The organism is Glaciecola sp. G7-5, assembly GCF_055808975.1.
Genome location: NZ_CM147892.1, coordinates 4452606 through 4474006, shown reverse-complemented (window position 1 = coordinate 4474006; position 21401 = coordinate 4452606). Strand labels below are relative to the sequence as shown.

19 protein-coding genes are annotated in these 21401 nt (G+C 41.9%); 11 read left to right on the top strand and 8 right to left on the bottom strand.

From position 1 onward, the window contains the following. The first annotated feature begins 4 nt into the window (after positions 1–4). From kynU to AC0L6H_RS19705, 7 genes are all read left to right on the top strand, one after another. On the top strand, positions 5–1312 hold the full coding sequence (gene kynU, locus AC0L6H_RS19735) for a kynureninase (protein ID WP_473391029.1): 1308 nt from the start codon (positions 5–7) through the stop codon (positions 1310–1312). Positions 1313–1335: 23 nt separating this feature from the next. Then, positions 1336–1680, top strand: a complete 345-nt coding sequence (locus tag AC0L6H_RS19730; RefSeq protein WP_473391028.1) for an MGMT family protein — start codon at positions 1336–1338, stop codon at positions 1678–1680. Positions 1681–1888: 208 nt separating this feature from the next. Continuing rightward, the gene (locus AC0L6H_RS19725; protein WP_473391026.1) at positions 1889–2191 is read left to right on the top strand and encodes a BufA1 family periplasmic bufferin-type metallophore; all 303 of its coding nucleotides are present in this window, start codon (positions 1889–1891) and stop codon (positions 2189–2191) included. Between the two features lie 35 nt (positions 2192–2226). Then, positions 2227–3105: an MbnB/TglH/ChrH family RiPP precursor modification enzyme gene (locus AC0L6H_RS19720; RefSeq protein WP_473391025.1), complete on the top strand. Its 879-nt coding sequence runs from the start codon at positions 2227–2229 to the stop codon at positions 3103–3105. Between the two features lies 1 nt (position 3106). Next, on the top strand, positions 3107–3940 hold the full coding sequence (locus AC0L6H_RS19715) for an HvfC/BufC N-terminal domain-containing protein (RefSeq protein WP_473391024.1): 834 nt from the start codon (positions 3107–3109) through the stop codon (positions 3938–3940). Then, positions 3937–4368 (top strand): DoxX family protein, encoded by a 432-nt coding sequence (locus tag AC0L6H_RS19710; protein WP_473391022.1) that lies wholly within the window; start codon positions 3937–3939, stop codon positions 4366–4368. The genes AC0L6H_RS19715 and AC0L6H_RS19710 overlap by 4 nt, the downstream gene beginning before the upstream one ends. A gap of 67 nt (positions 4369–4435) precedes the next feature. Further along, on the top strand, positions 4436–6190 hold the full coding sequence (locus AC0L6H_RS19705; protein ID WP_473391021.1) for a monovalent cation:proton antiporter-2 (CPA2) family protein: 1755 nt from the start codon (positions 4436–4438) through the stop codon (positions 6188–6190). Here AC0L6H_RS19705 and AC0L6H_RS19700 read toward each other — a convergent pair. The 7 genes from AC0L6H_RS19700 to AC0L6H_RS19670 all read right to left on the bottom strand — a co-directional run bounded on the left by AC0L6H_RS19700 (position 6187) and on the right by AC0L6H_RS19670 (position 15199). After that, positions 6187–7839: a serine hydrolase gene (locus tag AC0L6H_RS19700; RefSeq protein WP_473391020.1), complete on the bottom strand. Its 1653-nt coding sequence runs from the start codon at positions 7837–7839 to the stop codon at positions 6187–6189. The genes AC0L6H_RS19705 and AC0L6H_RS19700 overlap by 4 nt on opposite strands. Positions 7840–8007: 168 nt before the next feature. Further along, positions 8008–8868, bottom strand: a complete 861-nt coding sequence (locus AC0L6H_RS19695; protein WP_473391018.1) for a bile acid:sodium symporter family protein — start codon at positions 8866–8868, stop codon at positions 8008–8010. 2 nt (positions 8869–8870) lie between these two features. Next, positions 8871–9617 carry an SDR family oxidoreductase gene (locus AC0L6H_RS19690; protein WP_473391016.1) on the bottom strand — a complete coding sequence of 249 codons (747 nt, stop codon included), beginning with the start codon at positions 9615–9617 and terminating at the stop codon, positions 8871–8873. Positions 9618–9654: 37 nt separating this feature from the next. Continuing rightward, a complete protein-coding gene (locus AC0L6H_RS19685) occupies positions 9655–10764 on the bottom strand; it encodes a phosphotransferase family protein (protein ID WP_473391015.1) in 1110 nt (369 codons plus the stop codon). A gap of 6 nt (positions 10765–10770) precedes the next feature. Beyond that, positions 10771–11991, bottom strand: coding sequence for an acyl-CoA dehydrogenase family protein (locus tag AC0L6H_RS19680; RefSeq protein WP_473391014.1), 1221 nt, complete (start codon positions 11989–11991; stop codon positions 10771–10773). 160 nt (positions 11992–12151) lie between these two features. Next, the gene (locus AC0L6H_RS19675; RefSeq protein WP_473391012.1) at positions 12152–12739 is read right to left on the bottom strand and encodes a thymidine kinase; all 588 of its coding nucleotides are present in this window, start codon (positions 12737–12739) and stop codon (positions 12152–12154) included. A gap of 207 nt (positions 12740–12946) precedes the next feature. After that, complete coding sequence (locus AC0L6H_RS19670) at positions 12947–15199, bottom strand: acyl-CoA dehydrogenase (protein WP_473391010.1); 2253 nt, start codon at positions 15197–15199, stop codon at positions 12947–12949. 357 nt (positions 15200–15556) lie between these two features. On the opposite strand from AC0L6H_RS19670, the gene AC0L6H_RS19665 reads away from it, so the two are divergent. The 4 genes from AC0L6H_RS19665 (at position 15557) to AC0L6H_RS19650 (ending at position 18295) form a co-directional block, all read left to right on the top strand. Continuing rightward, positions 15557–16153 carry an outer membrane beta-barrel protein gene (locus AC0L6H_RS19665; RefSeq protein WP_473391009.1) on the top strand — a complete coding sequence of 199 codons (597 nt, stop codon included), beginning with the start codon at positions 15557–15559 and terminating at the stop codon, positions 16151–16153. An 80-nt stretch (positions 16154–16233) separates the two neighbouring features. After that, positions 16234–16491: a DUF3081 domain-containing protein gene (locus AC0L6H_RS19660; RefSeq protein WP_473391007.1), complete on the top strand. Its 258-nt coding sequence runs from the start codon at positions 16234–16236 to the stop codon at positions 16489–16491. Between the two features lie 152 nt (positions 16492–16643). Next, entirely contained in the window at positions 16644–17573 is a 930-nt protein-coding gene (lpxL, locus tag AC0L6H_RS19655) for an LpxL/LpxP family Kdo(2)-lipid IV(A) lauroyl/palmitoleoyl acyltransferase (RefSeq protein ID WP_473394595.1), read from the top strand. 92 nt (positions 17574–17665) lie between these two features. Then, positions 17666–18295, top strand: coding sequence for a TcpQ domain-containing protein (locus AC0L6H_RS19650; RefSeq protein WP_473391006.1), 630 nt, complete (start codon positions 17666–17668; stop codon positions 18293–18295). Positions 18296–18303: 8 nt separating this feature from the next. On the opposite strand, the gene glnE is transcribed toward AC0L6H_RS19650, so the two are convergent. Beyond that, positions 18304–21336: a bifunctional [glutamate--ammonia ligase]-adenylyl-L-tyrosine phosphorylase/[glutamate--ammonia-ligase] adenylyltransferase gene (glnE, locus tag AC0L6H_RS19645; protein WP_473391004.1), complete on the bottom strand. Its 3033-nt coding sequence runs from the start codon at positions 21334–21336 to the stop codon at positions 18304–18306. Positions 21337–21401 lie beyond the last annotated feature (65 nt).

Here is a 21401-nt window from a genome sequence, read left to right as displayed (position 1 = left end):
ATGCATGTCTGATGACAATAGTTCGGCGAATCAATTGCTTATACAAGCTCAAGCACTTGATAAACACGATATTCTAGCGCCATATTTAGATGAGTTCCTCCTGCCAGAAGGGCTTATTTATCTTGATGGAAATTCACTTGGCCCGTTGACGAAAAAGGCAAAAGAAAGAGCGGTAGAAGTGGTTCAGCAGCAATGGGGAAATAGCCTAATTGCAAGTTGGAATAGCCATGACTGGATTGGCTTAGGGCAGAGCGTTGGGAATAAAATCGCACCTTTGATTGGAGCAAGTGAAGACACTGTCATTTGTTGCGATTCAATTTCGGTCAATCTTTTTAAGTTGCTAAGCGCGGGGCTTTTGCTTGCGCGAAATGATACCGCAAATAAACGGACTATTATTTTGTCGCAACAAGATAACTTTCCAACCGACCTTTATATGGCTCAAGGGCTTGAGCTACTGCTTAATAGCGCGCAGCAAACGCAATGCGAACTGATGACGGTAGATAGCGAGCATATAGAGCATAGCCTCGAAAGCCATGGCCATCAAATTGCAGTTTTGATGCTGACTCACGTAAACTTTCGCAATGGCGATATTCACGACATGCAGCGTATAACTGAATTGGCTCATTCAAAGGGCGTATTAGTGTTATGGGACCTCGCGCACAGTGCCGGCGTTTTGCCTTTGGCGCTTGAGGCATGCAAAGTTGATTTTGCGCTTGGCTGTACCTACAAGTATCTAAATGGCGGGCCGGGATCGCCAGGATTTGCTTATGTGAGAAAAGATTTATTGCCCAAATTACAACAACCATTAAGTGGCTGGATGGGTCACAAAAAACCTTTTGACTTCGCTCATGACTACCAAAAGGCGCCAGGAATTGAACAATTGCTTTGTGGTACACCGAGTATTATCTCTATGAGCGTATTGGATGGGGCGCTTGATATATTTGCACAACTCAATATGGATGATGTACGTGCCAAATCAATTGCGCTGAATGACTTCTTTCAATCTTGCGTTGAGGCAACCGCCGCCGACCTAAGCGGTGAGGACAGGCTAATCTTGGCGTGTAAGCCTGTTGCAAAGCAGCGTGGAAGCCAAATTTCTTATCGTCACTCGCAGGCTTACGCCATTTGCCAAGCATTGATTGCCGAGGCCGTTGTTGCAGACTTTAGAGCACCTGATATTTTACGAATTGGTTTTTCTCCTTTGTTTTTAAGTTATAGCGATGTTCTAAACGCAGCAATACGTTTATGCGACATTATGCGCTCCAAGCGCTATCAACACGCGAAGTTTCATGTCAAAAATGCAGTTACTTAAGTATTGTAGTAAAGGTGTGTGTAATGATTCAGCAAAAGACATTTGACCGTATCTTTAAAACGGTCAATAGTATTCCCAAAGGAAAAGTCTCAAGCTATGGACAAATCGCCGATTTTGCGGGTTTGCCGGCGCGTGCGCGTTTGGTGGGTAAATGTCTAGGGCAGGTGCCAAAGGATAAAGAGGTGAATTGGCATCGAGTGTTGCGCAGTAACGGCCAGATAGCGTTTGCAAAAGGAAGTGAGCATGCGCAGCTGCAGACGGGCCTTTTGCAAGAAGAAGGGGTCGCTGTTTTTAACAATAGAGTAAAAATGAAAAGCTATAATTGGCAACCCGATTTAGCCACTATCTTACAAGAATTTGAATATTAAATGTAAGCATATCAACAAAGGTGAAACTACGTGTTATTTAGTGTAGATTTAACGCTATGTTAGATGTTAGATGTTAGATGTTAGGTGTCAATTAGAGAAATAAATCCAACGTTGATGAAATTTTTTTGCCTTATTGTCGGTTTAATACAGTAACTCGGAATATATTACGACCAACAAGAAATATGAATCACTTTAAAAAGGAAAGATCATGAAAACAAATATTGCTGCCGCTGCTGCTATTGCTACCGTTATGTCTTTAGGCGTAACAAACGCTGTAGAAGCTGCCTCTAAAAAGAAAGAAAAGTGCTACGGCGTGGCTCTTGCGGGTCAAAACGACTGTGGAAATTTAGCCGGTACACACAGCTGTGCAGGTCAGTCTACTGTTGACAACGATATTGGTGAATGGCGCTTAGTGCCTGCCGGTACTTGTAAAGAGCTTGGTGGTTACGACCGTAAAGAAGCAAAAAAATTATTCAAAGACATGCAAGCTAAGAAAAACAGTGGCAGTTAGTAACTCCGCTTTACGACTTACCTTAAGGAATTAGCTTGAAAGCATTTTCGGCTATCTCGCAACCCAAGGCACTTATAGGCGTTGGGTTGCGCCATCCTCATTACAACCAAGCACTTTCAGACCTTCCTATTAATCAAAGTATCGACTTTGTTGAACTTCATGCTGAGAATTTCTTTGCCGATGGTGGGATTTCAATAGACTTGCTACATGACATTGCAGACAAGTATAAAGTCAGTATTCATGGGACGTCTTTAGGTTTAGGCTCAAACCTCGCGCTACCAAATGATGTATTAGATAAGTTTGCCCAAGTCGTTGAAATAAGCCAGGCACAATGGGTGTCGGAGCATCTATGCTTTAATCGGGCGATGATAAATGGTCAACTTATGCATTCAGGTGATTTATTGCCACTGGCCTATAACGAGCAGTCACTGGCTATATTGGAAAACAATATTGCACAGGTCCAAGACAGGCTCAATCGCCCCATTTTAATTGAAAATTTATCAGCCTATATCAGTGCCGCGGCGCTAGACTCATCTCAATTAGATAATATGGGCGAATTTGAGTTTTTAACGGCGCTATGCAAAAGGGCAGGTTGCGGGCTCTTACTGGATATCAATAACCTGATTGTAAATGCGCTGAATCAAAAGCAAGACGACCTTGTTAATCATGTATATTCGCAAATTAATCAGATACCGCCTAACTTAATTGGTGAAATCCACTTAGCCGGTTTTAGTCAAAATCAGGTCAACGGCTTTATCGTAGATGACCATGCCAATGCTGTATCAGACCAATGCTGGGATCTGTATCATAAAACGCAAACCCTATTTGGCAATGTACCCACGCTAGTGGAGTGGGACAATGATTTGCCAACATGGGACGTCCTAGTTGGTGAAGCGCAAAAAGCGAGGCCCTAGCATGTTATACCAAGCTCGACTGATTCAAGCGATGTTTGAAAAAGCTTCGCCAGCCTCGCCCTCTAAAAATACTGAAATACCGCAAAAAGATGCCATTAGTGTTTATCAGAATAACTATATAGAAAGTGCTATTCGCGCATTATCAATTACTTACCCAAGCGTTAGGAAAACCTTAGAGGAGAGCGATTTTAGAGCGTTAGCCAAAGCTTATATAAAAAAGCATCCCAAACATTGCTTTGATTGGGCAGACTATGGGGATAATTTTAGTGCCTTCATGTTTGATGTTGAGCAACTTGCAGAGCTGCCTTTTTTGCCCGAGCTAGCAGAGCTTGACTGGCGTTTAATGCACATTGAACGAGCAAAGAATCAGACTTTCGATGCTGCTTCATTTGGCTTACTACAAAGCCATGAGATGGATTCTCTTTGTTTTGTTGCGGCGCCGGGTTTACAGCTCATGCAGGCTATTTTTCCTTTGGCAGAGTTATATCAGTTAGCGCACTACGATACTGATAAATTCACCACGCAAGAAGACCACGAGCAAAGCCTTGTTGAAAAGCAATCAACGCTACATAAAATCAATAATTTACTGCAGGATGCAATAAAATCCCCAGTGTATAGGTCTATTGTATTGTGGAGAGGCGAGTACAAAGGCTTGTTTGAGTGTTGTGATAGTGCATCATTGAAAGCGTTTGAAAGTGTCTTGCACAACAAGTCAGTTGCAGAAGTCCTGAGTCATTTTGGCGAGGACCAAAACGCCATGACTACCTGGCTACAAACACACATACAAAGCCGCAAAATATATGCGCTTGCACAAATAAATGGATCTGCTCAATGAAAATGATAATAACACTATATAACGCAATATTTGGCAAAGCTGATTATTTAGCGACACCTGCACTTTTAGGCGCACGTTTATATGTAGCTTGGATCTTTTTTAGGTCGGGCTTAACAAAATTGAACGATTGGGAAGGCACCTTGGAGCTGTTTGAATATGAATATGCGGTACCTATTTTAGACTCAGTTAGCGCCGCCTATTTAGCGACGTTTGGTGAACTTGTTTTACCGGTGCTACTTACTATAGGTTTGTTCTCTCGCAAAGCTGCCTTAGGCTTGTTTATTGTCAATTATGTTGCCGTAATAAGCTTAGAAGATATTCCTGCCGCCGCCTATAACATGCATCTTGTGTGGGGCTTATTGTTACTTGCTGTGTTTATTTGGGGCGGCGGGAAGTTAGCAGCCGATAAGATTTTCAAAATAAAATAAGGCCTTTAATTAACTTACAAAAACGCTACACTAAGCTTATGATTTTTAAAAAGTAAATGTAGCCTTTATGAGCTTGTTGTCTTCTGTTGCCATTTTCCTTGGTGCTACCTTAATAGCTGTTCCCCTGTTCAAGCGTTTGAAATTAGGCGCAATATTAGGGTATTTAGTGGCTGGGGTACTAATTGGCCCGTCTGTTTTTAATTTTATTACCGACCCTTTTACTATTTTACACTTCGCCGAATTGGGTGTGGTGTTGCTATTGTTTGTTATAGGCCTTGAGCTTGAACCGTCAACCCTGTGGCGCATGCGCAATCAAATTGTTGTCAGTGGGGGCAGTCAACTAGCACTTAGCGCCTTGGCCATTGCAGCGATTAGCTACTATGGATTAGGCCTAAACCTAGTCGCTAGCATTACAATTGGCCTAGCACTGGCACTTTCTTCAACGGCCTTTGCCATTCAACTTATGAACGAACAACGCATTCTTAATACACCTCCTGGCCAGCAAGGCTTTTCTATCTTGTTGATGCAAGATGTAGCGGTAATCCCTATTTTATTAGTTGTCGCCTCGTTTTCATCAGAGCAGGGCGAAGGTGGTGTAGCTTGGTATATTAGTTTAGCTGCGGTCGCTGCAGTGCTGCTGATAGGGCGCTTTCTGGTCAATCCATTGCTAAGGATAATTGCCAGATACGGGAGCCGTGAAGTCATGACTGCTGCGGCTTTGTTTTTGGTGCTAGTTACGGCTCTTGCTATGTCAAGTGCTGGCTTATCTATGGGTATGGGCGCCTTCATTGCGGGTATCTTATTAGCCGACAGTAGCTTTAAGCATCAACTAGAAACGGAAATCGAACCTTTTAAAGGACTATTGTTGGGGCTCTTTTTTATCGCTATTGGTATGAATTTGGACTTAGCCTTATTGTTCTCAGAACCCGTATTTATTGTTTCTATGAGTATCGCCTTAGTTGCGTTGAAAGGCCTGATCATCGCGCTCATATTAGTTGCTAACAAGCAATCAAGGCGCGACTCTATCCGCATAGGTGTGATGTTATCGCAAGGCGGTGAGTTTGCCTTTGTCGTTATGACGCTGGCGGTGAGTTCGGCGGTATTGGCTGATGATATAGCAGCAAGAGTGAATCTGATTGTTGGGCTTTCAATGGCACTGACTTCGCCCTTAGTTATTTTTTACGCTAAGTTTTTTAATACTAAAAATTGTCCGCCTGTTTACGAGTCACAAAGCGTATCTCACGAACCTCAGGTGATTATTGCTGGCTTTGGTCGTTTTGGCCAAATAACGGCAAGAGTGCTATCGGCGAACAACATTGCTTTTACTGCATTAGACAAAGACGCCGAACATATTGAATTTGTACGGAAGTTTGGTAATCGCGTGTTCTTTGGTGATGCAACGCGTTTGGATTTATTGAAAATGTCTGGGATTGAAAATGCTCGGGTATTACTCATTGCGATAGACTCCACCGAGCAGGTCAATGCACTTGTCCACTTAGTGAAAATCGAATTCCCACATATAAAAATTGTCGCTAGGGCCAGAAACCGAATGCACGCGGCAGAGCTCGCTAAAGCTGGTATTGAACATTATGTTCGTGAAGTTTTTGATGGTGGTTTAAATGCGTGTAGCAAAGTATTAGAACAATATGGTTACTCTCAAGGTCAAGCGGAACACATGACCGATGTGTTCGCTAAACATGATGACAAAATGTTAAACGAGTTCATCCAAAAAGACATGGCTTTTGAAAACATGGTCAGCGTCGTCACAAAAGGCCGCGAAGAACTAGAGCAAATTTTTATTGATGACAAAAATATAGACTAGTTTTCGTCTTCTTCAATGACTTTTGTGAACGCCATGTCGCGGTATTCGTGGTTAATGATTGTATCGACACTAAATGGATGTAGTTCTGCACCTATAATTTCGCGTTTTACGTTTAACTTAAAGTGCATAAATGCATCGCTGGCAGCGTTTTTGTTATCCCATTCTATTTTGTAAGTCGCATCTTGGAAGGGAATAAGCGTGCCTTTTAATGTTTGCATCCTGCTTGAGCTGATTCGAATAATGGGCTTACCATTTTTAGTTGTTTTCCCGCTATCTTCTACGATGAAACTGCCAAACCATTTATCTTTATATTCACCAATAACTTGCTCATCTTTTATGCTCATCGGCGCACTAGCAACGGGCGGTTCAAAGCGCTCCAAGTATTGTTGCTCCCGCTCATCCAAATATTCAACATAATTTGCAATCCAGTCTTGCTGTTTGCTGTTGATATAGCCTGCTTTTTCCATATAAGACTTTACGATGGTTTGCATGACTGAGCCTCGGGCAGCAGAGTTAGATCCATTATTTAGAATGACTACGCCCAATTCTAGCTTTGGCACTAATAAGACGTAGGCTTGGTAGCCTGATAAGGTGCCGGTATGAGAAATCACTTCAAGTTCGCCCACATTAGCTAATCGCCAGCCCAGGCCATAACTTTTAAACAAAGTATTGTCCCATTGCTTGTCGAGTTTAGACACCGACAAGATGGTTTGCGGATAAAACATTTCGTCAAGCTGTGTTTCAGAAAAGGGTAGGTCATTTTTAGAAAGTAAGGCACTTAGCCATTTAAGCATATCTTCAACATTACAAACCATACCACCTGCTGCCGCCGACATCTGGCCCTTTGCGCTTATGCTATTGCGTGCAACAGGATAGATCCCTCGCTCATCATTGTAGCCATAGGCCATAGCAACATTGGCTAAATTTAATTTGGGGATGTCACCAACAAAACAATTCATGCCTAGGGGTTTGAAAATACGTTGTTCTACAAAGTTTTCAAAACTCATGCCACTGACTTTAGCGACCAATTCACCTGCGCTAATATACATGACGTTTGAATAGGCATAGCGTGCTCGGAAACTATATTCTGGGGTCAAATAGCGCAAATTTTGAATCACTTCTTGACGGCTAAAGCCTGAGGGTTCAGGCCAAATCATGCTATCGCCCGCGCCACTTAATAGGCCACTGCGATGCGTCAATAAATCAACAATGGTGAATTCACGGGTTACATAGGGGTCGTACAATTGAAACTCGGGTAAATAGTTTATTACCTTGTCGTCCCAACTGATTTTCTCTTCATCGACGAGTATGGCAAGGGCGGCGCTCGTAAAGGCTTTACTTGTGGATGCTAAACGAAAATAAGTCTGTGCATTCACTTCCAGCCCACTTTCGATATTCGCCTCGCCGTATCCTTTAGATAACACAATGTTATTTTTATGAATAATGCCAACTGCCATGCCCGGTGTGTGAAAGGTCTCAAGCGCTTTATCAATTGTTTTCTCTAAAGATTTGATGTTGAGTTTATCACCTGCGTAGGCGAAGGGATTAGCAAGCATCATCAGTAAAAATAGGTATGGTGAACGCTTGAAAATGGGCAGGTTAGATGCACATATTGCACTGAGATTTGAATACCTAAGCTTATTCATCATTGGGCTATAGACTCTCTAATTGTTTTCTTAGCTGTATGTATGCTTATAGTTTGCTAAGAATCACAGCAGAATACAAGTTAAAGTCTATTTTGCAGCTAAGCAGACTAACTTTGCCGGCAATTAAAAGTGCGTGATGCTTATTGCTTTATCTACAATCAAGTGAGTTATTTACAATGACTTGCGTCTTCTTGCATACATTACGAGTAGTCCAGCACCTAAGTACATCATGAGCCCATAGCCGCCTGCAATAATTGCATACGCCGGTTGCTGCATAAAGCTAACCGCAATTAAGATAGCTAAGGTGGCATTTTGGGTGCCAATTTCAATGCCTAAGGTAATGCCATCGCGGTCGCTGAGTAAAAACAGTTTTGCTAGTAGTACGCCCATCAAGGTCGCTAAAATATTTAAACTTATTGTTAGCATATACATATCGCCGAAGTGTTCTGCTAGCATTTCGAGTTCATCAAAGCTAATTTTTACGATCAGCAATAACATAAACACGATGGATAGTTTGCGAAATATTGGCTCTGCTTTTAACGCAAAGTTGAGTTGATAGTAGCGCGTGACCATGCCCAAAGCGACAGGGATTAATGTGATGACCATCAGCCCAATAGACGTGCTAAGTAGCGAGAACGCAATAGGCTCACCTGTTGAGAAATAGTCGATAGAAAAGGCAATTAAAAAAGGCGTCGTAACCACGCAGACTATAGTGGTGATGGCAGTCAAAGAGATAGAAAGTGCTAGGTTTGCTCTGGCTAAATGAGATAAAAGATTGGATGTGGTGCCACCTGGACAGGCGGCGATGATCATCATGCCTATGGCAAACTCTTCGGGCGCGTTTAGCAAAACAGCAATAGCAAACGCTAATACGGGTAACAGTAGCATTTGACCAAAAAGCCCGACAAATATGGGCTTTGGCATTTTTGAAAGACGAACGAAGTCGCTTTTTTGTAGGCTCAAGCCCATTCCAAACATAATACAGGCGAGTACTAAAGGCAGCAAAATTGCCGTAATCACCGTGGATTGCATGTCTAGCTCATTTTCGCCAGAAGAGACAAAGGTGCAATGCGCATAATAAGTTGCACTATAGCCCATGGCCAAGAGGGAACGTAAGCATTAGCGCCTTCTTTTTCTATTGCTTTTACAATAGCCTTACATCCGGTTTCTGTGTCTACCATAAAGGGCACGTTTTTTACTTTCTCATTAATTTCACTTTTTATAAAACCAGGATGGATCGTAGTTACCTTGATGGGCGTTTTCGCTAAATCAATGCGAAGGCCTTCACTTAGGGAACTTATTGCGGCTTTTGTTGCAGCATAGACATTTAAGGCGCGTCTGAAACCACGAACAGCACTAATAGAAGATATTGTCACTAAATGCCCGCTGTTTTGTGCTCTAAAAATGCTAACAGCCGCTTCGCACTGCGCTAAGGCCGAGACAAAGTTAGTCACCGCGGTTTCTTTATTCGCTTCAAAATAGCCGGTACCAATCGACGCGCCTTTACCCATGCCTGCGTTTACGATAACGCGATCGAGTTGTCCTAGTTCTTGCTTGAATTCATTGAATACTTGAAAGACAGCATCGTGTTGGTTTACGTCTAATGACTTGATAATAATCGTGATATTTGGGTTTATGCTGTGTAATTCTTGTTTGAGCGATTCTAAGCGCTCTATACGTCTTGCACATAGGGCTAGGTTTCTTCCTTTACGTGCAAATTGGACCGCCATTTCACGACCAAGACCAGAACTTGCACCCGTAATTAGAATGTTTTTTCTCATTGTTATCATTACCTTATCGCCGCTTATAATTGGATGTTTAATGACGCTTAATTATTTTATTACATCTATAAAGCAAATAATGAACAAAGAACCATAGGTTTTTATAGGCTTTGTTGCGGGTTTGCTTATGATGGTAGCGGTAGTAAATTTGCTGGACGATGCCTGCTAATCGAAACAAACCGTATACTTCATAAAAGGCAAACTCTTTGGGTTCTAAACCTTGTTTCAGGCAATAGTAGTCAATTACTTGCTGGCGAGTCATCATGCCTGGGATATTCGTGGGTTGTCGTTGCGTACTGCGTGCAACAAAATCATCATCAGCTTGAACCCAGTAGGCAAGGCTGTTGCCTAAATCCATCAAAGGGTCGCCCAGCGTGGCTAATTCCCAATCTAGTACACCCAAGATAGTCGTGGGGTCTTTAGCATCAAGCACAAGATTATCAAAACGAAAATCGTTGTGGGTCATGCAAATGCTTTCTTTTGCAGGTAAGTGCTTTTCAAGCCAGCGCATTACCTTTTTGCCACTGGGAATATTCCATGTTTTGGCATTGCTGTAGCGCTTGTTCCACCCCAATATTTGACGCTCAGCATATCCTGCACCTTTGCCAAGGTGTGAAAGCTTAGCCTTTTCAATATCAACATTATGTAAATTGATTAGTTCATCAAGGGCATTCGTGCACAAGCGATGCGCTTGATGCTCAGTTAAATTGACTCCCCTCGGAAAATGCTTTCTGGGGATAATGCCATTGAGTTTTTCCATCACATAAAATTCAGCACCAATGACACTTTCATCATCGGTGTATCCGAGCATGCTCGGGACTTTATCGAAAACAGGCTTTAAAGCGGACTGTAATCTAAATTCTCTGCCCATATCATGGGCACCTTTGGCTTTAGTACCAGCAGGGGGCCTGCGCAATATGATTTCACGGTTTTCAAAACTTAGGCAGTAGGTCCAATTTGAGGCACCACCAGAATATTGTGTTACCTGCATGTCGCCAATTAAAGGTTCACCATTACTAAAGCTTATTTCTTTATTTAACCATGTTAATAAAGGCTCTATTGGGAGCTCTTCCCCGGGGCGAACAGCATTGCCTTTATCTAGCACAGATGCTGGTGGTGGGGATTGTTTTGTTGTTTGTGTAGTCATATTGGCCTATTTATATTTTTTAAGCTCTAATCTAGACACCATTGCCATATGCACTTCGTCGGGTCCATCGGCTAATCTAAGTGAACGCGCTCCTGCCGCAAACTTTGCAATGGGGAAGTCGTTACACATGCCGCCACCACCATGTATTTGCAAGGCCATGTCGACAACTTGTTGCACCATGTTGGGAACCACTACTTTGATCGCAGAGATATCCACCATAGCATTTTTTACGCCCAAGTTATCTATTTTCCATGCTGCTTGCAGCGTCAACAGGCGGCTTTGCTCAATAAGCATGCGCGCTTGTGCGATACGTTCTTTGTTGCCGCCAAGCTCTATTAAGGGCTTACCAAATGCAACGCGCGATAAACCGCGACGAATGGCGAGCTCTAGGGCTTTTTCAGCCATACCAATAGCGCGCATACAATGATGAATTCGACCAGGGCCTAAACGACCTTGTGCAATCGCAAAACCTTTGCCAAGGCCAACTAATAGATTTTCTTTGGGTACGCGAACGTTGCTTAAGTGTATCTCCCCATGACCAAAAGGTGCATCGTAATCGCCATAAGCGCTAAGCATACGTTTGATTTCAATGCCTTTGGCATCAAGAGGTACCATGACCATTGAGTGCTGGCTATGGCGGTCGTTTTCTGGGTTTGATAGCCCCATAAACACCATGACTTTTGCATTTGGGTGGCCTAAACCTGTGGTCCACCATTTTTTGCCATTAAGCACTAGCTCATCGCCGTCTTGTTCGATAGTCGCTTGCATATTGGTGGCGTCAGATGAAGCGACGTCAGGTTCGGTCATGCCAAACACAGAACGTATATCGCCTGCTAAAAGTGGCTCTAGCCACTTTTTCTGTTGAAATTCGTTACCAAAATGGTAAAGCACTTCCATATTGCCGGTGTCGGGCGCATTACAGTTGAATATTTCAGGCGCAAATAAAATCTTGCCTGTTTCTTCAGCTAGGGGAGCATATTCTAAGCAGCTTAAGCCTTGTCCTAAGGTGGCATCAGGCAAAAACATATTCCATAATCCTTGGGATTTTGCTTCTTTCTTCAAACGAGTAATATCAGGATGTATTTGCCAGTTTCGCCAATTTCCATCGGGATTGGCTGCATGAATCTCTGCATAGACTTTATCTTCAATTGGCGCCACGCGCTCATCCATGAAGGCTTTGATGCGCTGCAAAAAGTCTTGTGTTTTGGGGTTGTGTGAAAAATCCATTGGGGCCTCGTTTATCTATATAACAATATTGTTGCTTAGCATAGTAGATGTAAGTAAAAAGCGATAATTGCTTTAAATAAGATCTAGCTATAAACGAGGCTTATACAACTTGCTCTTTTTCATAGTGTAAGCTAATGAGCAAGCTAGGCTTTGGCCTATGTCAACTCGCGTAAAAGTCGGTTTTCTCGCAATAATGTTTGCGACACAATGAAATATATCGCTCGTTGCCACCAATCTCGATTTGAGCCCCATCTTGAATTACATCACCTTTTGCATCGACTTTTGCAACGAAATTGGCTTTGCGACCGCAATGACAAATGGTTTTTAATTCCGTCATTTTATCAGCCCACGCTAACAAGTAGTGGCTGCCTTCAAAGGTCTCTCCTTTGAAATCTGTTCTCAAGCCGTAGGCGAGCACAGGAATATTGAGTTTATCTACAATTTGTAGGCACTGCTTCACTTGTTCGCGGCTCAAAAATTGTGCTTCATCAATAAAAATGCACGACAGCTTTGTTTCTTTGTGTTTGCTTGAAATTTCATTAAACAGCTGAGTTTCGTTGTTGAATAAGTCAGCTTCAGATTGTAAGCCTATGCGAGAGGCGATTTTGCCGTTGGCGAATCTGTCATCGAAGGCGACAGTGTATAATTGCACCTTCATTCCACGTTCACGATAGTTATAGGCTGATTGGAGTAGAGATGTGGATTTTCCGGCATTCATTGCCGAGTAATAAAAATAGAGTTGGGCCATATTATTGTTTGTCGAATAAATGAGTTAATGCTTTTGCTTTTACAAAGCCTGCAGTCCAATAAGCACAATAGTATCTTTTTATTGACACATACGTTAGCGCTTTTGTCGGGAAATTTTTGTTTTAGTATGATGTTTGCAAACCAATAGGCAAAAAAATAGGGCGCAAATTACGCCCCATTTCTATCATTGTTATGTTTTGCTGTGCTATTAAGCAGCGTTTGCTTCAGTCGGATCGCCTGCTTCTTGTTCACTCTTAGCAGGGATAATTTCCATATCAAAAGTAAATTCATCAACACGCACTGAGAGTTTGCGTTTTTCGTTATACGATAACAATGTGTCTGTTTCGGATTGTGTTAATTCCCCTTTTTCAAGCAATTGGGTGACTGCATGTTCAAAAGACAAGAATGGCACGATAGGCGCTTTTTTAAGGGCTTTGTGCACTTTGCTTAAGAGCGGCATTGCTGCATGCTTCGCTTTAAAGGCTTGTTCATTGATGTCGTTACCGTCACCTTTTACTACATGAACTGCATGGGTTAATTGCGCTTTTATGCTTGAGTCTTGTAAAGACGCTTCAGATAACCTGCGAACTAAATCGTCACTAATTCCACGTACAGAGTTACTGTAAGTGTTTGTGAGTACACGCATAAGCACTTTGGTGGGTAAATTAGGGAAATTATTCACAAAATCAACTATTGCTTTTTCGCCTTGTTGCAGAGCCCATTCAACGGCATATTGGAAATAGGGAAGCGCTTCTTGACGATTTTCGACACGTTGCTCATAAAATCTAATCGCCGCCATTCCAGCATACACATAGCTTATGACGTCGCCTAAACGAGCCGATAAAAGCTCCGCTTTTTTCAAGTCGCCACCAAGTACTAATAACGAGAAGTCAGCTAGCGGTGCTAATTTTGATGACAAACTATTAAGTCGTTTTTCATAGCCAATAACTTCTGGCAAGCTAGAATCAGCGTTGCGTAAAAACGGCAAATAGCTATTTGACAAACTTCTAAGCGCATTAACGGTGCTAAACTTAACTGTTTTACTTAATACCTTGTTAAACTCAGCATCTGCATTACTGTCGTTAGAATGAATCAACTCCACCATGTCTTTGAGATGTGGATGGCAACGCATTGCCCCTTGACCAAAAATCATAAGGTTGCGAGTGAGAATATTCGCACCTTCAACTGTAATGGCGATTGGTAGCGCAGAATAGCCGTTTGCAAGGGTGTTCTGCGGTCCTCTTTGAATCGCTTTACCTGCTTGAACGTCCATCGCTGAATTCATAACATCACGACCCAATTCCGTCATGTGGTATTTAGCAATTGCAGTCACCACAGAAGGCTTAATACCTTCACCTAATCCTTCTGTTGTTAAAACACGCATCGCTTCTAGTAAAAATGTTTTGCCTGCAATATCAGCCAGCTTTTCTTGAATACCTTCAAAACGACCAATTGGAACGCCAAATTGCTCACGCACAAAAGAATATTCTGCTGTTGATTTAAAGGCTGATTGTGCTGATGCGACGCCCATCGCAGGGAGTGATATACCACGGCCTGCACCAAGGCAAGATACTAGCATCTGCCAGCCTTTACCGATATTCTGTTGGCCACCAATGATAAATTCCATTGGAATAAATACATTAGTGCCGCGGGTGGTGCCGTTATAAAAACGCACGCCCATAGGATCATGTCTATTACCTAGCTCTACACCAGGATGAGATTTAGGCAATAAAGCACAGGTGATACCGAGTTCAAGCTCATCGCCAAGCAAATGCTCTGGATCAAATACTTTAAATGCTAAGCCTAACACTGTCGCAATCGGCGCCAAGGTTATGTAGCGTTTGTCCCACGTTACATTTAAGCCAAGTACTTCTTCGCCATTGTACATTCCTTTTGTCACAATGCCGGCATCAGGAATAGAGCCCGCATCAGAACCGGCTTCAGGGCCTGTTAAAGCAAAGCAAGGAATGTCGTCACCTACAGCGAGGCGCGGAAGCCAATAATTTTGTTGGTCTTCAGTACCAAAGTGCATTAGCAATTCGCCTGGGCCTAAGGAATTCGGAACCATTACGGTGACTGCTACCGCACCGCTTTTAGTTGCAATGATTGTTACGATGGTTGAGTTTGCGTAAGGGCTAAATTCTAAACCACCAAATTTCTTCGGAATAATCATCGAGAAGAATTTTTGCTTTCCTAAAAAGTCTAATATCTCTTTAGGGATATGTTTGCCGTTTTGTAGACCAAAATCATCAATCATTTGAAGAAGGGTTTGTACCGGACCGTCCACAAAGGCCTGTTCTTCGGCGCTAAGTTTAGCTTGGGGAAGCTGACGCAGGGCTGCCATGTCGGGCTTGCCTTGATAAATGGATGATTCAATCCATACGTCACCCGCATCTAGTGCTTCCTGTTCGGTGATAGAAATAGGGGGCAACACTTTTTTTAGATTGGTTCTAATACTCATAATTAACTTATCCGCTCATCTGACCAGTTGAGATTGTATGAGAACATAAATTGCCTTAAAGGTCAAAATAATATAAAGGCCGAGCTCATTTGGATTTTCGTATTTAGTAAAATATACGTGACAGGTGGACTTAGGTTATATGTTTGAATACCTTTGTATTGAGAACACGAGGCGATACGAAAATGTGTTAACTATCTGTAGCACGGTTTTGTGATCCTGATCCTCAGACTAGTTTATGTCACATAGCGCTAAAGATATGCTTTTTAGGGCTAATTCTTATGTATACTCCTGCCGATACACTCTCTATTGGTCAACATATATGTTGTTAGTGTTTTAATTTCGAGGTTATATCAGTTTATGAAAAATATATTTTTTAGCGTGCTTTCGCTGTTGATTTTTACTTTCTCTGCCGCAAGCGAAGCTAATCAGCGTAATTTCTATGTGGTGGCGAGCGCGGGTTATGCAACAAATGAAATTGGCGATGACACACATGATGAGCTTAGCTATAAGCTTAACTTAGGCTACGTGTTGGGTGAGCAATGGGCTGTTGAATTTGGTTTTCAAGGGCTAGGTGATTCAGCTTTGTCGAACAGTGAAATACTAGCTGACAGCGCTACGGACTACAGCGTAAGTGGTTTTAAGTTAAGTGCGCTTGGAAAAGCCGGGAACCAGCATGGTGAGTTATTCTACCGTCTTGGCGTGGCACAAATCGAGACTGATACAAGCTTTGCTCTCGCGGGCAGTGCCTGCAACACGGGCAGTATGCTGGTGACAGCGCAAGCTGATTCAGTGATTTGTTCTGCAAATGAGAGCGTCACTGCCGGTGTTATTGGTCTTGGTTTTGATTTTTATGTTACGCGTTCGTTGTTACTTCGCGCCGAAATTGAGCATATTCAAGGTAGCAGAGATTATGCAGCGCAGTCTTTTTTACTTGGTCTTCGCTACAATTTCTAACGCGCCTTGTGATCCAAGGGCTTAGAGGACAGTTATAAACCATATACGTGTTCTTTAAATTTATAAGCTCTAGGATAAATATGAAAAATGAACTTGATAGCCGCTTCTTACTATCAGTCTTTGAAAAAATTAGACAAAACGGCAAACAAGAAGACGGAAAGTATTCTTTAGAGGGCGTTATCGCCTTCACTGATTTTGACGGTTATACTTTGTTTATAGAAGATGCGCTGGTGAAGTTAAGTTTCGGTTTTCATAATCAATATCACTTTGACTATGAGTCGAGCAGCCACTATGAGGCTTTTGAGAAGAAGCTTAAAAACATTGTTGCTAACTATTAGCGGGTTTTCTTTTGATATCCAGTGTCGTTGAAATACAGTTTTCAGTGGTAGCCGATATGCCGATATTGTAGACTATTGTTAGTGTGTTTGATAAAGGAAAAACATTGGCTACCGAGAGCGCGTCTACCAACACAAACAAGTCTCCTAATACCATCAGAAAAGTCATAGCGCCAACCTTTTCATGGCGTTTCTTTTTGCCAAAATACTGGTTGATTTGGATAGGTGTTGCCATTTTATATTTGTTAAGCTGGTTACCTTTTATGGTAATTAAACGAATTGGATTTGGATTTGGGCATCTACTCAAGTACATCGCACCTAAACGCGTTCATGTTGCCAGACGGAATATTGAATTGTGTTTCCCAAACTGGACGAAGCAGCAAGTCGATGCTGTATTTAATGCAAATCTTGAACGTACAGGCATGGCACTGTTCGAGACGGCCATGGGCTGGTGGTGGCCTGATTGGCGTATTGCGAAGCACTGCAGTGTTGAAGGATTTGAAGAAGTACAAAAGATACTTGATAGTGGTAGAGGTGTGTTTGGCTTAGCATTGCATAATGTTAATCTTGAAATAGGTTGTAGGGGCGTTGGTTTTGCTCATAAATCCGTTGGATTTTATCGTAAACACAATAACCCCCTAATGGACTACCTGCAATATCACGGGCGCACCCGTTCAAACAATTATTTTGTCGATAAACGCAATGCAAAAGCACTTATTGCAGCGTTAAACGATGGCGAATTATGCTTATATCTTCCAGACCAAGATTATGGTGCTAAGCAGTCTATCTTTGTTCCTTTTGGCGGTGTAGACCAGACCGCGACAACTACCGGTACGCTTATGTTTGCAGAACGGGCAAATGCCGTCCCCTATTTACTAACTCCTCAATACACTGACAAGGGTTATGTTGTAAAATTTATTTCAGCTCTTGATTACCTCGCCGATAAAGACTTAAGTAAAGAAGAAGCGTTAACTCGTTTAAATGCAGACATTTTAAAGGCTATTGAGGACCAACCTGAGAGCTATTTGTGGATGCATAAACGCTTTAAAACACGGCCAAGCGATGCGCCGGAATCACTGTATTAGACGTAAGTGAGTTGTGTTAGGCTTGCTGAAGTCTAGATAAATGTATAACGCACGTACGACGCATTGCATAGATTTAATATTGAAGCTGAAAAATGACACTTTCTAAGAATGCTAAATTTTGGGCTAGTCGCATCGGTGTAATGGTTGCTGTTATGGCAGGAGCATTGGCATTTTTGTTGTATGCACCAGAGTCCGGGACCTCTCAGACTGCTGCAGACAGTAAATTGGGCAAGAACATTACTGAAAGTGTTAGTCGATTTTATGAAGAGTTTCGCCAAACCTCCCGCGATCCTATCAAAGAACAATTTGGTGAATATACCATTTTGTTAGAAGGGCAGAATGACTTAGCACTTGATAAAGCCATTGAACAAGTTAGTCCAAAAACCTATCGCCCAACCCAAAATTGGGAAGGGGCTTTTAAACAAAGGGCGTTTGCCGAGGCTAGTACCCTGATGCAAGAGGCGCGAGCGCACGCGGTAAAAGAGGGCTTCAACTTAGTTTGGGACCTAAATCAAGACTTTATAATCCGCAATCGCTACCAGTCTACCAATACGCTAATTGGTATGCTCGAAGAAATTGCTGGCGCTGTTGACAGCAATTTCAATCAACCGATATTAGTTTATTTTTGTGAAGAAAAACGCGCCCTTGTTATTACGGTGCGTGAGTCTGATTATTTGTCGAATCACTGCTACACCAATAATCGCTCATTTCAGTCTTACTGATTGCCGTTTTAAGCAAGAATGTCATCGTATATTTTCTGTACATCTTTAATCCCTTCAGCTAGTTTAACGCTAATATTATCGCCTGCTCTAGCCAATTTTTTATTCGCGAGTTGAATACGGTGTGTCGCATGTCGCAGCCTTAAGTATGCGCGAATAAGTTTGGTTTTTTGAGAGTCTTGAAGAACATTTTTTGCTTCTAAGGCCGCTAATAAACGCAGATTATCTGACCAAACGCTTAGGTCTTGAAATTGATGAGCGTGTCCTAATATCAAATATTGTACTAAAAACTCAACGTCGACAATGCCGCCTTTTGTCTGCTTAATATCAATTCGATCTGGGCGCTTTGTTTCCAAGTGTTTGCGCATTTTTTCGCGCATTTCAATTATTTGCGCTTTCAATTCATCTAGCTTGCGAGGCATACTAAGGATGCTGCGCCTGACATCATTAAAACGTTTTTCCAATTCAGGAGTTGCTACCACTACACGACTTCGAACCAAGGCTTGATGTTCCCACGTCCATGCTTTTGTTTGTTGGTAGTCAAAGAATGAATCGATGTGAGTTATCAGTAAGCCAGAGTTACCCGACGGTCTTAAGCGCAAATCGATATCGTATAAAATACCGTTATAGGTTTTGGTGGTACATATATGGCATATCCTTTGTACAAGCTTTATATAAAACTCTTGGTTTGATAGTTGTTTACGACTGCCGGTGCTATCTGTATTTAAGGATAAGTCCGCATTATGTAAAAATACGACATCAAGATCAGAACCATAGCTAAGTTCAATCCCACCAAATTTACCATAAGCCACGAGCGCTAATTGTTTGCTATTTTCTGTGGTGCTTGTTTCTTTTTCAGATAGACCGGGGAGACCATACAAAGCTTGGATTTGCTGCCATGCTAAGTCAATGACTTCTTGCATGATAACTTCAGCTAAAATCGTCAAGCGATCGCTAACTTGATTTATAGCTAGCGTGCCTGAAATATCAGCAGCGGCAATGCGTAGCTGTGTTGTATGTTTAAATTCACGTAAACGGTCCATAACTTGTTCTTCGTCTTGGGTATCAACGCGTAACATAAGTTGACGTAAACTATCAGCGCATTGCGTTTTGTACTCTTCTAATGAAATTTCGTTTTTGTCGAGGTATACAGGGTGCAATAATTCATCCAATAGAATGGGATATTGTGCTATTTGTTGAGAAACCCATGGACTTTTTTTACACAGATGCAAAAGTCGATGACGTACTTCTGGATGCTCAAGTAGTAAATCGATATAAGTGACTCTTCCGCAAATGGTTTGCAGAATATCAAAGACTCCTTGGGTTTGATCGGCAAATACCTCATCATCAAACTTAGCGTCGATGAGCACCATTTCACTGAGTAACAATGGCATAAGTTTATTGATGGACTTTAGCGCACGAGCACTGACACCAGCACGTTCTGTTTTTTTCTTAAATTTAAGAATATTGTCAATGAAGTTCTCTGTTGTGTTTTCACTTAAATTTTTCTCGAGAGCGTCAATTGCTTCACTTTTACTTAAGGAAAGTTGCCATATATCGTCTAAGGCGTCGATAATTTGCTGACGTCGACTTTGTTCTGCCTCATCAAATTGAAGTTCGGCTTCTTGAGTCGTATTTGATTGGTTTGCATCGCTAACAACACTTTGGAAAACCTTATTGATGCGAGCCATTGTTGCTGCGATCTTTTCATTTAATTGCGAATAGTCTTCTTCGCCAAATAAAGCGGCAAGTCTAGCTTGACCAGTTTGGGCGTCTTCATCTGTCATTTTCGGATTAGCAAATGGTAAGGTTTGAGTTTGTTCATCATTGAACATTTGCAAATAATGCTCAATTTGGCGTAGGTATAAATAATCAACTTTTAGTTGCTGTATATCTATATCACCATTTAAGCTTGCTTTTTCTAGAGCCTGCATTGACTTTAAAATAGATGTTAGTTGACAGCTTTTATTTCTACCTGCATGAATTAATTGTAAGCTTTGTACAAAAAACTCTACTTCGCGAATACCGCCTTTACCTAGTTTAATATTGTATTGTATTTGACGGCGGCGTACTTCTTTTTCAATGAGTTCTTTCATTTCTCGAATTGACTCGATGGTTGTGAAATCAATATATTTACGGTAAACAAATGGCCTTATTATGTCGTATAGGCTTTGGTTGAAAGGTGTTTGATTAACAATACGCATCTTCTGCATTGCAAAACGTTCCCATTGACGCCCTTGTTCTTGATAATAGGTTTCCAAGGCGCTAAACGGCAGCACTAAAGGGCCGCTTTCACCCATCGGACGCAAGCGCATGTCAACCCGATAGGCAAAAGCGTCTTGGGTTATTTGAGAGAGCATATTGATGAGCTTTTGTGCCAAACGCGTAAAGAATACTTGGTGTTCTATTGCTTTTTTGCCTTGGGTTTCGCCTTGACTAGGGTAGGTGAAAATGAGGTCAATGTCTGATGAAAAATTAAGTTCTTTGCCTCCTAACTTACCCATTGCCATGATCAGCAACGCTTGTTTGTTCTCAGGTTCACCATAGCGTTTTGATAAGCTTGTATAAAGAAATTCGTAGGCTGCACAAATGATGGTGTCGGCGAGGGATGAAACAGCGAGTAAAGACGTTTCAATGCTTTGAAGTTTATGAATATCGTAAAAGGCGATTTCGAGCATATGAGAATGACGAAACTGGCGCACAATTGCAGATGCTTGTATTTCCATCGCTTGAGGCGTAATGTCGCTTGCAGCCAAATTATTCAGTTTTTCTGATAGTTGTGAATATTCATTTTCATACTGCGAAATTTCTCGTCCGTGTAACTTTGTTTCGTTTAGTTTAAAAGCGTCGCTTATTCTTTGAACGCTAGCAGAAAATGCTTTAGGGTAGCGACAAGCTACCTTTGCAACAAAGTCGCTAAACGCAAATGAGGAAATGATTTCTTGTTTATATTGTAGCAGTTGTTCAGTCGCTAAAGATTGCTCAATAAATTTTTCATGTAAATTTTCGAAAATAAGCTGCGCTTGCGCGCTAAGTTTTTCCACAGGACCAGGCTCCCTTGATTAAGATGAAATGTCCAAAATAGTGCATGCTATTGTTTTATTGGGAC

Coding starts and splice junctions, on each gene's coding strand:
- kynU (WP_473391029.1), top strand. CDS start 5: ATGTCTGATGACAATAGTTCGGCGAATCAATTGCTTATACAAGCTCAA.
- AC0L6H_RS19730 (WP_473391028.1), top strand. CDS start 1,336: ATGATTCAGCAAAAGACATTTGACCGTATCTTTAAAACGGTCAATAGT.
- AC0L6H_RS19725 (WP_473391026.1), top strand. CDS start 1,889: ATGAAAACAAATATTGCTGCCGCTGCTGCTATTGCTACCGTTATGTCT.
- AC0L6H_RS19715 (WP_473391024.1), top strand. CDS start 3,107: ATGTTATACCAAGCTCGACTGATTCAAGCGATGTTTGAAAAAGCTTCG.
- AC0L6H_RS19710 (WP_473391022.1), top strand. CDS start 3,937: ATGAAAATGATAATAACACTATATAACGCAATATTTGGCAAAGCTGAT.
- AC0L6H_RS19705 (WP_473391021.1), top strand. CDS start 4,436: ATGAGCTTGTTGTCTTCTGTTGCCATTTTCCTTGGTGCTACCTTAATA.
- AC0L6H_RS19700 (WP_473391020.1), bottom strand. CDS start 7,839: ATGATGAATAAGCTTAGGTATTCAAATCTCAGTGCAATATGTGCATCT.
- AC0L6H_RS19695 (WP_473391018.1), bottom strand. CDS start 8,868: ATGCAATCCACGGTGATTACGGCAATTTTGCTGCCTTTAGTACTCGCC.
- AC0L6H_RS19690 (WP_473391016.1), bottom strand. CDS start 9,617: ATGAGAAAAAACATTCTAATTACGGGTGCAAGTTCTGGTCTTGGTCGT.
- AC0L6H_RS19685 (WP_473391015.1), bottom strand. CDS start 10,764: ATGACTACACAAACAACAAAACAATCCCCACCACCAGCATCTGTGCTA.
- AC0L6H_RS19680 (WP_473391014.1), bottom strand. CDS start 11,991: ATGGATTTTTCACACAACCCCAAAACACAAGACTTTTTGCAGCGCATC.
- AC0L6H_RS19675 (WP_473391012.1), bottom strand. CDS start 12,739: ATGGCCCAACTCTATTTTTATTACTCGGCAATGAATGCCGGAAAATCC.
- AC0L6H_RS19670 (WP_473391010.1), bottom strand. CDS start 15,199: ATGAGTATTAGAACCAATCTAAAAAAAGTGTTGCCCCCTATTTCTATC.
- AC0L6H_RS19665 (WP_473391009.1), top strand. CDS start 15,557: ATGAAAAATATATTTTTTAGCGTGCTTTCGCTGTTGATTTTTACTTTC.
- AC0L6H_RS19660 (WP_473391007.1), top strand. CDS start 16,234: ATGAAAAATGAACTTGATAGCCGCTTCTTACTATCAGTCTTTGAAAAA.
- AC0L6H_RS19650 (WP_473391006.1), top strand. CDS start 17,666: ATGACACTTTCTAAGAATGCTAAATTTTGGGCTAGTCGCATCGGTGTA.